The sequence below is a fragment of the Acinetobacter lwoffii genome (assembly GCF_019343495.1).
Taxonomy (GTDB): domain Bacteria; phylum Pseudomonadota; class Gammaproteobacteria; order Pseudomonadales; family Moraxellaceae; genus Acinetobacter; species Acinetobacter lwoffii_P.
This window is the reverse complement of the sequence record NZ_CP072549.1, coordinates 1,933,334-1,945,986: the sequence shown is the minus strand read 5'-3', so window position 1 is coordinate 1,945,986 and position 12,653 is coordinate 1,933,334. Positions and strand designations below refer to the sequence as shown.

Here is a 12,653-nt window from a genome sequence, read left to right as displayed (position 1 = left end):
AATTAACCGTTATTTTGCTTCTCTTTGATCTCTGCAAGGGTTTTGCAGTCAATACATAAAGTAGCGGTTGGACGTGCTTCTAAACGACGCAAGCCAATCTCGATACCACAAGTTTCACAGAAACCATAGTCATCATTCTGGATCGCTTCGATTGACTGTTCGATTTTACGAATCAGTTTACGTTCACGGTCACGGGTACGTAACTCAATCGCAAACTCTTCTTCCTGAGTGGCACGGTCATTCACATCTGGAAGAGCAGTATTTTCGTCTTGCATCGTATTCAGGGTACGATCCACTTCTGACATCAACTCAGCTTTCCAAGCCAGCAAGATTTGGCGGAAATGCTGAAGCTGACCTTCAGACATGTATTCTTCATTTTTTTTAGGTTGATAAGGTTCAATACCAAATAAGCTAGCAGTAGAACCACCGTCAGTCGTTTTAGGCTTAGATTTGCGTACGCGCTTTGCAGCTTTCTCTTCTACAACATCAGTTTGATTGTCTAAGACTTGATTTTGGTTGTCATTCGCCATTTAGGGCATTCCTCATCTATGCGTATGATTGCTACGCAAAAAATATGGTGATATGCAGTTTTCTATCCACCCTGTAGAAAGATTATCCTCCTATGGGGGCCGTCATCATATAGACTTTTTATGCTTATTGATAGTCTTTGATGTCTGGACTATGCATATCACATTTCCTTTGGTTGCAATAAAGTAATGCAAAAAAAACAAATTGAAAAGTTAATAACCTGAAATTTCGGTATTAATATTTTGCTGGCTCAATGCCACCCGTTCAATATAGGTATCAAACTCACCATTTTGTTGCAAATGTAATACACGATAACCTGGTGCCGCCTGATCTAGCGCGAAATCTTCACTTTTAGGTTTAAACTGCACACTGGTCGATGGCGTGGATAAAAAGTAGATACCATGCCATTCGTTACAGGAATCCTGATGCACATGACCAAATAGTACCAGTTTGATATTCTGATGCCGAGCCAGTACATCTTTCAGATCTTCAGCATTTTTCAGCCGGTGCTGATCAATCCAGTGCGATTTCATCGCAAAAGGATGATGATGGCAAGCCACAATGACATGCTGATGTTTAAATTCAAGCAATAATTGGTCCAATTGATCAAGTTGAGCTTGTTCCACCCAGCCATCGATCTTGCCTTGAACGGCACTATTTAACAGGATCATGGTCCAGGTGCCAAAATGAATGGCATGTACCTGATTCGCATTCTGGTGAAAAGGGAACACCTGAGAATCGTCATGGTTACCTGGAATCTGATAATACGGCACGTTTAAAGACTGAATATATTCTAGATAGCGCTGATAAGTCTGTTCGACCGGCACCTGTGCCAGATCACCGGTATGAATCAATGCATCCATTTGGGGAAAGCGCTGTTGGATCTGCTGCATTACCTCATGAAAACTCTGCTCGGGATTCATCCTGGCAAATTCCAGCTCTTCCCGATCCATCAAATGGGTATCAGAAATCTGGATAATGGTCCAATCCGGCTGTGTGCTTGTGCTTGACTGCTGAAAACTCATGTCTTTCCCCTTAGACATATTCCTGCAGTATGAATATGTTGTTGCAACCATTGCAAGGCCATAATGACAGGCGCATTTCTTAAGCGACCATTCGTGAGCAAGAACGGAATATCGGCATAATCCAGAATATGCAGCTGGATATTTTCCCCTTCATCCGGCATGCCAAAAACACCACCCTGTTCAGGTAATTCGGTCTGGGCCACATATAAATGAAATAATTCGGAACATGCTCCGGCGGAAGGATAGAAGCTGAAAATGTGCTGTAGCTCATCCAGGGTACAGCCTGATTCTTCAAGTGCCTCGCGGCGGATGCACGCTTCAGGCGCTTCATTGCCATCCAGAACGCCAGCAATCACTTCGAGTTGCCAAGGAGAATCGATATCGTCCAGTCCACCAATCCGGAACTGTTCAATCAGGCCGAATTTCTGCTGTTGATGGTTGTACATCAGCACACCCGCTGCTTCTGGCCGGTGAATCAGCTCACGTTGCAAAACAGGGGTTGAGCTTTCCTGATTAAATAAACGGTGTTTCAGGCTGACTTGTTCTACCTGAATAAATCCCCGGTACAAGAACTCACGTGCCTCTACGCTAAAGTCTTTTTTATTATAAGAGGCCTGTTTAATAATATTCATATGCTCAGATAGAATGAATTGATTTATTTTCATCCTATCTGAGTTTTTTTTGAAGACAACTGTTTTTTTTACAGTTTTATAGTTTTTGGTATAAATTTTGACCAGATTTGTGGAAGCTGGCTTTCATCTGATCCATACCCGCTTCAATTTCGGCCTGAGAGCTTGCTGGCTGATCAGGATTAGCCTGTTGACTGGCATAATCACGAACATTCTGGCTAATCTTCATTGAACAGAACTTCGGTCCGCACATGGAACAAAAGTGCGCAGATTTATGCGCCGCTTTCGGCATGGTTTCATCATGCATGCTGCGCGCCGTGTCCGGATCCAGACTCAAGTTAAACTGGTCTTCCCAGCGGAACTCAAAACGGGCTTTGGACAGGGCATTATCCCGCGCTTGTGCACCCGGATGACCTTTGGCCAGATCGGCTGCATGCGCGGCAATCTTGTAGGTAATAATGCCGTCTTTGACATCCTTTTTATTGGGTAAACCGAGATGCTCTTTAGGTGTGACATAACACAGCATTGCGGTACCGTACCAGCCAATCATCGCAGCGCCGATGGCTGAAGTAATATGGTCATAACCCGGTGCGATATCGGTGGTGAGTGGCCCCAAGGTATAAAAGGGTGCTTCTTTACAGACTTCCAGTTGCAGATCCATATTTTCCTTGATCATATGCATCGGGACATGGCCCGGGCCTTCAATCATCACCTGAACATCATGCTCCCAGGCACGGTGGGTCAGTTCGCCCAAAGTTCGAAGTTCGGCAAATTGCGCTTCGTCATTGGCATCCTGCACACAGCCCGGACGTAGGCCATCGCCGAGACTAAACGATACGTCATAAGCTTTCATGATCTCGCAGATTTCATCGAAATGGGTATACAAGAAGTTTTCCTGATGATGTGCCAGACACCACTGCGCCATGATCGAACCGCCACGCGATACGATACCGGTCAAACGGTTGGCAGTCAGCGGTACATATCTTAAAAGCACGCCGGCATGAATGGTGAAATAGTCCACACCTTGTTCAGCCTGTTCAATCAGGGTGTCTTTAAAGATCTCCCAGGTCAGGTCTTCGGCCACACCATTGACTTTTTCCAGTGCCTGATAGATCGGTACGGTTCCAATTGGTACAGGAGAGTTGCGGATAATCCATTCACGGGTTTCATGAATATTCTGGCCGGTCGAGAGGTCCATAATCGTATCTGCGCCCCAACGTGTCGCCCAGGTCATTTTCGAGACTTCTTCTTCGATACTTGAACCGAGTGCAGAATTACCAATATTGGCATTGATTTTGACCAGAAAATTACGCCCGATGATCATCGGTTCCAGTTCCGGATGATTGATATTGGCCGGAATAATCGCGCGTCCTGCGGCGACTTCCTGACGCACAAATTCTGGCGTAATTTCAGTCAGGTTTTTTGCACCAAAATTCTGGCCCGGATGCTGGCGCATATCGACACCATCGAGTTGGCGCAGGTTTTCACGAATGGCGATGTATTCCATTTCCGGAGTGATGATGCCTTGTTTGGCATAATGCATCTGGGTGATATTGCGGCCACGTTTGGCTTTACGTGGTTTTTGGATATGCGCGAAACGGATCGCGGCGGTGCGGATATCACGTAAACGCTGGCGACCAAATTCAGAACTGAGCTGATCCAGAATTTCGCTATCGTTGCGCTGTTCAATCCAGCTTTCACGAACATTCGGCAGACCTTTGTTCAGGTCAATCGTCACGTTGGGGTCGGTATACACACCCGAAGTGTCATAGACCATCAAAGGTGGATTATGTTCGCCGCCCAGACTGGTCGGGGTTTCACTTAAGGAAATTTCCCGCATGGGTACCTGAATATCAGGACGGGAACCTTGCAGATAGACTTTACGTGAAGCGGGTAGAATTCGCGTTAAATCGCGTGCTTCCTGTTCATGAGCGGAGAGAGAAGTTTCAGAAGAAAGATTCGTTAACTGGTTCATGGCTATGATCCTTATGAATGACATCAACGAATCAAGCACGACCAAAAACGTAGGCAGATTTATCCTGAACAGATAAAGCAAGGGCTGGGTTTTTAGCTGGCTTGATTCCTACGCAGGTATTAACCTGATCAGGTTCAACGGTACTCATGCTCAATTCCTGATAATGATAAAAGGAATCACATAATCTCAGCGAGAAATTACTCGCGCTCCGTCAAGCGAGGCTAAAGCTTAGCTCAGTTTAGGCAGAATAGACAGGTCTAAATCGCTCAACTTTAAGCGGAGAGCGATTCAGGATGTTATATTGATTGAAGGTGAAACTGATCCCAACTAGATACAGATGGCATCGGTAAAGCAGTCTTTATCATATTTTTGTGAGGGCGGACTGATCTGGGCATAGTACAGAATCTGTTCTGCTTCCGAACGGTTTCTATAATCGGCAGGCAAGGCTTGCTGGCGCTGTTCCGGAGTCATGTCCAGAAATTCCAGAAATAAGCGTGCCTGTGTGGATAGTGTTGATTTCTGGCCGCTCGACAGTTCAATAATAGTTTCCAGATGACTGGTATCGACCGCATAACGGTCGCGATAGTCTTCCGACACTGGTGATTGTTCGGTACCTCTAAACAGAAAATAGGTATATTGCTTCAGCAGATATTCGGCATCGCGTTTATAACTGCTATTCGGATAAGTCTTGAGATAGTCTTCCCAAAGCAGGCTGCGGGCTGCAATATCAGCGGCTTCAATCTGCAGGCGTTTTTCCACCAGTACTGGTTCCATATTCTGTTCCGCCAGATTTTCAATAAAGGCTTTTTCAGCGGCCGGTAAATAAGGAGCAAAAATACGCGCTAGATATTCCGGACTGCGGCGATAATGTAAAGTGCCATCTCCCAGATCCAGGAGTTCTACATAAGCCTGCCCCTTGTGTTTTAACAGATACTGGTCACGTGAGGTAAGCTGTTGAAAATGCGCATGCTGAATGGTCGGATGCTGGGCCATTTCCAGTGCATACTGCTCAAAGGCGCGTTGCTGAAATTCGGTGCGATCTACCTTTAAAAAGCGCTGATACATTTCGGTAGAGCGCTGCATCAGGTGCTTCTGCTCAGCCAAGTCCATCAACGGCAGGCACACTTTAAGATCTTGATTAATCTGCTCCAGCGCAAACGTCGTGCGCTGGTCATTAATCTGGGACATATTTTTTTCAATATTCTGGCACATGAGGCTAAAGTCACTGACTGGACTTTGCGTTTGCTTCGCCTCAGTCTGTTCGACCTGGATCTGTGGATCTGAGGGCTGTTGGCAGCCCCCAAGAAGCAGCACGCTACCAGCAAACAAACAGGCTTTGAATATCGACGGGAATGGCATTAACACTATGCTTCAGGACTCTGTATATATAGGTGAATTCAGAAAATAACGGCCTTACTGGGAGATATTGTATAGATCAAACTAAAATACTATGTTTAGTATTGTGAATTGCTTTGTTACATTGCCGGTATGGGAGCCAGAAAATTGAATTAAAGATGGATAAAGATTGATCTTTATATTAAAAAATTAATAAAAATCATACGTAAAAATTCAAGAGATCTCTTTAGTATGGCTGAGCTTAAAGCGCCAGAATTTTTTGATCTGAATGGCTGTTAGGGGTTAACACTATAAAATGAAATTAAAACTCAGTGTCATGACCGGTTTATTGCTATTAATTAGTCCGGCGATTTTTGCCCTAGATTTACAAGAAGCCTATGCACGCGCCCAGCAAAATGATCCAAATTGGCAGGCGAATGTGTTGCAGTACCAATCCGATCAGCTCAATCTGGGGATTGCCAGCGGAAATTTGCTGCCGACCGTGACTTTATCTGGGAATGTGACCCGTAAAAACCAGTCGACCGATACACCGGCCGATCCACAATTTGCCAGTTTGACTACCTCAAGTACTACAACCCGTCAGGTGGCGGTTACTGCACGTCAGCCTTTATTTCGCTGGGATGCCTGGCAAGGTTATAAGCAGGTTAAAACCTCGGTCGAACTCAGTGAAGTCAATCTGCGTCTGCAAAAACAGCTGCATATTTTACAGGTGGCCGAAGCCTATTTTAATGTCTTGCGGCAGCAGTCTTTGACTACGGCTTATTTACAGGAAGAGCAGGCGCTGTCTGAACAGTTACGCATGATGAATGCTAAGCTGAAAGAAGGTTTGGTGGCGCGTAGTGAGGTCAGTGAAGCCAATGCCCAGTATCAAAGTGCCCAAGCCAACCGGATTTCGACTCAAGTTCAGCTGGTACTGGCCCAAGAACAGCTGGCACAGTTAATCGGCCCTTATCAGGAAAATCTGGCGGTATTACGCAACGATTTCCAGTTTCAGAAACCGGTTCCAAGTGATATGCAGTCCTGGACCGAATTGGCACAAAGCCAGAATCTGAATGTTCTGCAAGCGCGTCTGCAAAAGCGCTATTCTGAAGATGCCAAACGGGTCGAACAGGCTGCACTCTATCCGCAGGTCGAAGCGGTCGGAACTTATGGTTATTTAAAACAAAGTCCGGCCACGATTATGTCCAGCAATGGAGATTTCGACCAGATTGGGGTGGAAGTGAACTGGAATGTATTTAGCGGTGGACGCACACAAAAAAGTATCCGTCAGGCCGGCGTTAATGTGCAAAAAAGTGAAGCGCAACTGGATGCGGCCATCCGTAAAGCCAATACCGATGTGAAACAGTCTTTCATGCAGGTGGAAACCGATCAGACCAAACTGAATGCACGTAAAGCCGCGATGGATTCTTCGGAAATTGTCTCACAAGCGTCCAGAGCCCAATATCAGGAAGGCTTAAAGACTATGGTTGATGTATTGCTGGCACAACGTAATGCCTTTTCTGCCAAGACTGATTATTTAAATGCCAAATATGATTATCTGCTACATGTGCTGCAATTACAGGCTTCGGTCGGGCAGTTGACCGAAAAGGAGCTGGCAGAGCTGAATGCCTGGCTGATTGAGTATGATTCGCCTCAGTCTCTATGACACTACTATTGTCATCAAACTTTCATCATAGATATGCTTTAATATGATTTATTATTGATCATTGTCCTCTATCGTTCGGGAGTAGCTTTCCTTGTGTCCAAATAATCCTGTATTAAGTCATCACATTTCTTCGCAATTTAATGAAGAATTGCAGGACGTAAATACCAAATTCATGACGATGGGCGGACTGGTAGAACAGCAGGTGGCCAATGCCATTCATGCCTTATTGGACACAAATGTCTCAATGGCAGTAGATGTGCAGTTTCAAGATAATGTCGTCAATCAGATGGAACGAGATATCGATGAAGCGCTGACCCTGATTCTGGCGCGTCGTCATCCTGCTGCGATTGATTTACGTATGGTGCTTGCCATGTCCAAGGCCAATACCGATCTGGAGCGGATTGGTGATGAAGCCTCAAAAATAGGCCGGATTGCACAAAGCTTGTGTGAAGAGGGCAGCTCACCGCGCGGTTATATGGAAACCCGGCATATTGGCAACCAGGTGCGGGTGATGATTCATGATGCACTGGATGCTTTTGCGCGTCTGGATGTGGATCAGGCATTGAAGGTGATGTTAGCAGATGCGGATATCGACCGGGAATATCAGTCAGCCACACGTACCCTCATGACTTATATGATTGAAGATCCGCGGCATATCAGTCGTGTCATCAATGTATTGTGGGTGCTGCGTTCACTCGAAAGAATTGGCGATCATGCCCGGAATATTTCGGAACAGGTGATTTATATGGTTAAAGGTTTTGATGTGCGTCATACCAGTGTCGAAGAAATTGAACAGAAAGTTCAGCGTTAAATCTTAAAAAATTAAAATAAAAAGCCTGCAATTCGCAGGCTTTTTTAGCTCTAATTAAATGTTTTTTATCAAATCGGAAGCAAAATAGGTTTTAAAATAATCAAAATTTTTACCGATGAAATTTACAAAAAATGTGATTTAGTTATCAAAAAATATACAAAACGTATATATAATTATAAAATATGCAGGTTTTTTAAACAAAATAGAGTTTTTTCCCAGAGAAATTATCAGATGGATACATGTGGCGATGTGTATCTAAAGTGATCATCAACTGTTTTTAGTTATCCCATTTTAGGCAAGATAAACCTGCACAAGTTTTGTGAAATATCATATGTAAGAGAACATTTATGATTATTGATGAAAGTAAGAAAGAAGTTTCTCAAATTTACTTTTCTGTGCAGTTCAAGTTTGTTTTAGCTTTTATGGGAGCCTGTTTTTGGACCGTATTCTCGATTTGGATCGCTCAAGACTGGCTGCATGAGCTCAGCACATATATTGGCTATTTTATGGCTGTGTTTCTGATTTATGGCATTGCCATTATTCCAGGATTTATGAATTCGTTTGCGGCTTTAAGCCTGATGATAGATAGAAGACCGAAAAGGCAAGCATTAGCTACTTATCCTGGCCTGACTATATTGATCGCCGCCTATAATGAAGCTGTTTCCATAGAAGATACTTTAGTCAGTATTAGTGTGCAAAAATATCCTGGAAAATTGCAAGTTATTGTTATTAATGATGGTTCTCAAGATGACACTGCTGATATTGTCCGAAAAGCGGAATCGAGATTTCCCTGGCTGACCTTGCTGGATTTAAAGCAAAATGCAGGTAAAGCACACGCCTTAAATGAAGGCTTAAAGCTTGCGGAACATGATCTGGTGATTACCGTCGATGCAGATTCTTATTTACATCGTGTTGCCTTAATCAATATTGTGGAACGCTATGTAGCGGATCCACCCAATACACGTGCAGTTGCGGGTAAAATTCTGGTACGCAATTCTCGTGAAAACATGTTAACCAAAACTCAGGAATGGGACTATTTTCTCGGTATTTCCGCGACCAAGCGTATGCAGTCCCTATATCAGGGAACCTTAGTGGCCCAAGGTGCTTTCTCTATTTATGATCGAAACGCCCTGATTGAAGTGGGTGGATGGCCTGAATGTGTGGGCGAAGACATCGTACTTACATGGGCATTATTGAATGCAGGCTATCGTGTTGGACATTGTGAGGATGCCTGTCTATTTACCAATGCACCGACCACACTTAAGGTTTTTATCAAACAGCGTCAGCGTTGGGCACGTGGCATGATTGAGGCATTTATTCAACATCCCACTATTCTAATTAAGCCAAGACTGTCTACGTTTTTTATTTACTGGAATCTGCTTTTCCCTTGGTTGGATATTGCCTTTACCTTTGGCTTTATACCTGGACTCATTCTGGCATGTTTTGGACACTACTGGATCGCGGGTATTATGACCCTAGCTTTATTACCTATGGCATTCTTACTGGGGCTATTAAATTATTCAATTGAACGCAGAATGTTTGATGATCTGGAGCTCAGGGTACGGAAAAACTTCAGTGGTTTTTTCTTGTATGTTCTTGCCTATAGTTTCTTATTGCAACCTGCCAGTATTTTAGGATATTTGGATGAAGTACTGAGAACACGAAAAACATGGGGAACAAAATGAAAAATAACAAAATTGGGATCTATGCGGTTGTTCCTTTGCTTATAGGTATGAATGCAAGCAGCCTGGCCAAGGGATTAGAAGAAAACCTGGCCCAAAGTGAACGTGCGCTTGGAACAGAGTTTTTCTTTAGTGATGATAGTGAAGGCTTTCAAACCCGTAAATTATCAGCGGAATTTTTGCCTCAATATGAACATGCTGATGATTATCTAGGTATACGTGGCAGTGCTTATCAGTATAAAGCTGATGACTGGAGTCGAGATGGTCAAAAGATTTCATTGATTGGACGTAATATTGATTCTGCTACAGCGAATGGCTGGGCTTTGGAGGCAGGTATAGTTGATCAAGGAGATCATACATTATTCACCTTTGATGGTAGTTATCGTACGCCACTTGCAGAAAAAACAGCATTAGAAGTTTTTGCCAATCGGGATTGGGTTGAAACTCAGCCTGCTTTGGAGCAGGGAACGAATTTTACCTTTATTGGTGCTGCCTTGGATCAGGGTTTAGGTGAGCATGTCACAGTGGTGGGTGTTGCAGGATCGCAATTTTTTTCAGACGATAATCGCCGTGATCATGGTCGTATCAGACTGATCTATCAGCCTTCTCTGGACTTGGGATTGACGCTTCAGGCCCGATATCGCACCTACCAAAGTAGTGAAGAAGATGTAGGCAGGGAATATTTTAACCCTCAGGATTATCAAGAATCGATGCTGGCCTTAGGTTGGCGTCAGCGTTTTTCCGGCTGGTCAGCTGGTTTAACTGCTGGTTTTGGACGTGAAAAAATTAATCAGGATTCAAGTCAGACCACCCGGGTATTTGAACTGAACTTGCAAAGTCCTGTTCGCGGCTCGCAGTTTCTACGTATGAATGCTGGATATAATCGCAGTGCTTCCTTCTATGGGCCGGATTATGATTATCGTTATATCAGGGGTGAATGGATTGTGCAGTTTTAAATCTGGAAGATGAATCTTAATATTGAGCGGTCTTAAAAGACCGCTTTTCTTGTGTAGCAAATTTTTGATTCAGAGAAAGATAATTAATCCATATTAACTATGAGTTTCTTCCTCAGCATCCTCTTCAAAAGTTTTGGCAATTTTTTCAATATTCAGGCTTTTGGCCATCGCATCAAAGATTTCCTTATATACGCCTTGCTGATGATAAAGCTGGTCGTGTTCACCATGTTCGGCAATCGTTCCTTCTTTCATTACATAGGTATAATCTGCATCAATAATCTGCGACAGGCTATGCGAAATGATGATCACGGTACGGCCTTGCTTGATCTGGTCCAGACTTTGTTTGATCTGTTCCGTGGCAATTGCATCCAGACTCGCCGTCGGTTCATCCAGAAAAATGATCGGTGGATTTTTCAGGAACATCCGTGCCAAGGCAATCCGTTGCTGCTGGCCGCCAGACAGCATCAAGGCATCGCTGTTATAGCCATCCGGTAACTGTAAAATCTGCTCATGAATCGAGGCTTTTTCTGCCGCCTCAATTACATCTTCCATTGAGGCAGTAGTTTTGCCGTAACGGATATTGTCAAAGATGGTGCCCTGAAAAATATGGTTTTTTTGTAAGACCAGACCAATATGATCGCGTAGATATTGGGTGTCATAATCTTTCAGGTCAATGCCATCCAGTTTGATCTGGCCTTGCTGTGGTTCATAAAATTTATCCAGCAAACTGATCAGGGTGGATTTTCCGGCACCCGATAAGCCCACCAAGGCGGTAATTTTATTGGGACGAATTTCCATATCAATATCTTTCAGGGCATGGTGGCCATTTGGATAATAAAAATTCACGCCACTCAGTTCAAATTTTCCTTGGACAATCGGTTTCTGCTGACCGCTTTGTTCAATTTCATCATCGGCTTCCAGAATCTTGAAAAAGCTTTCTGAATAGATCATGGCGTCATTTACTTCATCATAAATCCGGTGCAGGGATCGGATTGGGGCAGAGACATTATTAAATAGCAACACATGAAACATGATCATGCCAATACTCATCTGACCATCCAGCACAAAGTAGGAGGTTAGAATAATGATCAGTACAATCCCGATCTGTTCCAGAAAAGTTTTCAGGCCATCAAACAGGAAACTGGTCTGGCGGGTTTTCATCTGATTGTCGGTCAGTTCACGCTGTAAACCGAGCTGCTTTTCCGATTCAATCGATTCGCGGTTAAAGGATTTGATCACAGTAATCGAGTTGATGATGCTGAGAATGCCCTGACTCTTTTTCTCCCGACCATCGCGAAGACTGCGGCGCCAGCCCCCCAGCTTTTGCGCCTGTTTATAGGTCAACCAGAAATAGATCGGGACAATGGCAGTCGCGACCAGACCGACATAAACATTGGCATAATACATTAACCCCAAAGCCACAATGGCACTGGTAAATAACGGTAAAATATCAATAAAGAAGATCTGAACGAGACGGGTCAGTGAACCAATACCACGGTCAATCCGGGTCTGTAATTTACCGGCCTGATTATTTTCCTGATTAAAAAATTCCAAACGATATTTTAAAAACTTTTCAATAATCCCTTGGGCCAGATCCTGAGAGACAAAAATTCGCAGTTTCTCTCCATAGAACTTCTGCCCGAACTGGACAAAGGCATTAATAATTTCTTTGCCGAGCAAAATTGCCGAAATCGTGATCAGAATATGCCAGCCTTGCTCCAATCCTTGACCGGCTTCGAGTAGCGAATTGATGCTGTCGACCGCATATTGCAAGGTAATGGCATTGACCTGTGCGGTGAATGAGCCAATCAGGGTCAGAATCAGCGTGGCAATCACCAGCAACCGGTAAGGCTGAACAAAGGGACGAAGTTTCTGAAACAGCTGCCATAAGTTCATAAAAGGATTATTTTTATTGTGAAAGTTGAATTCAGTCTAGGCAGGAATCATGCCAGCCACAAGCATAAATGTTGTAGTCATTTGTGAAGAGCAGTTGTAATCCTTTAGGTCGAATGTCAGTATTTTCATGTGGATACTGGATCTGATGGA

The 12,653-nt window shown here is 44.0% G+C and carries 10 protein-coding genes and 1 riboswitch; of the genes, 4 read left to right on the top strand and 6 right to left on the bottom strand.

Annotation, left to right across the window (positions count from 1 at the left end; genetic code table 11):
* Nucleotides 1-2: 2 nt before the first annotated feature.
* From dksA to J7649_RS09235, 5 genes are all read right to left on the bottom strand, one after another.
* Entirely contained in the window at nt 3-530 is a 528-nt protein-coding gene (gene dksA, locus J7649_RS09255; protein WP_004281072.1) for an RNA polymerase-binding protein DksA, read from the bottom strand.
* Nucleotides 531-740: 210 nt separating this feature from the next.
* Entirely contained in the window at nt 741-1,553 is an 813-nt protein-coding gene (cpdA, locus tag J7649_RS09250; protein ID WP_180180655.1) for a 3',5'-cyclic-AMP phosphodiesterase, read from the bottom strand.
* Nucleotides 1,550-2,185 (bottom strand): NUDIX domain-containing protein, encoded by a 636-nt coding sequence (locus J7649_RS09245; RefSeq protein WP_180180654.1) that lies wholly within the window; start codon nt 2,183-2,185, stop codon nt 1,550-1,552. The genes cpdA and J7649_RS09245 overlap by 4 nt, the downstream gene beginning before the upstream one ends.
* Nucleotides 2,186-2,261: 76 nt before the next feature.
* A complete protein-coding gene (gene thiC, locus J7649_RS09240; protein WP_219307554.1) occupies nt 2,262-4,157 on the bottom strand; it encodes a phosphomethylpyrimidine synthase ThiC in 1,896 nt (631 codons plus the stop codon).
* Nucleotides 4,158-4,245: 88 nt separating this feature from the next.
* Nucleotides 4,246-4,378: riboswitch (TPP riboswitch) on the bottom strand.
* Between the two features lie 106 nt (nt 4,379-4,484).
* Complete coding sequence (locus J7649_RS09235; protein WP_219307552.1) at nt 4,485-5,516, bottom strand: hypothetical protein; 1,032 nt, start codon at nt 5,514-5,516, stop codon at nt 4,485-4,487.
* Between the two features lie 292 nt (nt 5,517-5,808).
* Here J7649_RS09235 and abuO point away from each other — a divergent pair, with 292 nt between their 5' ends.
* The 4 genes from abuO to J7649_RS09215 all read left to right on the top strand — a co-directional run bounded on the left by abuO (nt 5,809) and on the right by J7649_RS09215 (nt 10,607).
* A complete protein-coding gene (abuO, locus tag J7649_RS09230) occupies nt 5,809-7,158 on the top strand; it encodes a multidrug efflux outer membrane protein AbuO (protein ID WP_219307550.1) in 1,350 nt (449 codons plus the stop codon).
* Nucleotides 7,159-7,249: 91 nt separating this feature from the next.
* Nucleotides 7,250-7,969, top strand: a complete 720-nt coding sequence (gene phoU, locus J7649_RS09225) for a phosphate signaling complex protein PhoU (RefSeq protein ID WP_148334355.1) — start codon at nt 7,250-7,252, stop codon at nt 7,967-7,969.
* A 347-nt stretch (nt 7,970-8,316) separates the two neighbouring features.
* Nucleotides 8,317-9,654, top strand: coding sequence for a glycosyltransferase family 2 protein (locus J7649_RS09220; RefSeq protein ID WP_228738636.1), 1,338 nt, complete (start codon nt 8,317-8,319; stop codon nt 9,652-9,654).
* Nucleotides 9,651-10,607: a hypothetical protein gene (locus tag J7649_RS09215; RefSeq protein ID WP_219307542.1), complete on the top strand. Its 957-nt coding sequence runs from the start codon at nt 9,651-9,653 to the stop codon at nt 10,605-10,607. Before J7649_RS09220 ends, J7649_RS09215 begins: the two co-directional genes overlap by 4 nt.
* Before the next feature lie 93 nt (nt 10,608-10,700).
* Here J7649_RS09215 and J7649_RS09210 read toward each other — a convergent pair whose 3' ends face one another.
* Nucleotides 10,701-12,503 carry an ABC transporter ATP-binding protein gene (locus J7649_RS09210; RefSeq protein WP_219307540.1) on the bottom strand — a complete coding sequence of 601 codons (1,803 nt, stop codon included), beginning with the start codon at nt 12,501-12,503 and terminating at the stop codon, nt 10,701-10,703.
* Nucleotides 12,504-12,653 lie beyond the last annotated feature (150 nt).

Coding starts and splice junctions, on each gene's coding strand:
- J7649_RS09220 (WP_228738636.1), top strand. CDS start 8,317: ATGATTATTGATGAAAGTAAGAAAGAAGTTTCTCAAATTTACTTTTCT.
- J7649_RS09245 (WP_180180654.1), bottom strand. CDS start 2,185: ATGAATATTATTAAACAGGCCTCTTATAATAAAAAAGACTTTAGCGTA.
- abuO (WP_219307550.1), top strand. CDS start 5,809: ATGAAATTAAAACTCAGTGTCATGACCGGTTTATTGCTATTAATTAGT.
- thiC (WP_219307554.1), bottom strand. CDS start 4,157: ATGAACCAGTTAACGAATCTTTCTTCTGAAACTTCTCTCTCCGCTCAT.
- cpdA (WP_180180655.1), bottom strand. CDS start 1,553: ATGAGTTTTCAGCAGTCAAGCACAAGCACACAGCCGGATTGGACCATT.
- J7649_RS09210 (WP_219307540.1), bottom strand. CDS start 12,503: ATGAACTTATGGCAGCTGTTTCAGAAACTTCGTCCCTTTGTTCAGCCT.
- dksA (WP_004281072.1), bottom strand. CDS start 530: ATGGCGAATGACAACCAAAATCAAGTCTTAGACAATCAAACTGATGTT.
- J7649_RS09215 (WP_219307542.1), top strand. CDS start 9,651: ATGAAAAATAACAAAATTGGGATCTATGCGGTTGTTCCTTTGCTTATA.
- J7649_RS09235 (WP_219307552.1), bottom strand. CDS start 5,516: ATGCCATTCCCGTCGATATTCAAAGCCTGTTTGTTTGCTGGTAGCGTG.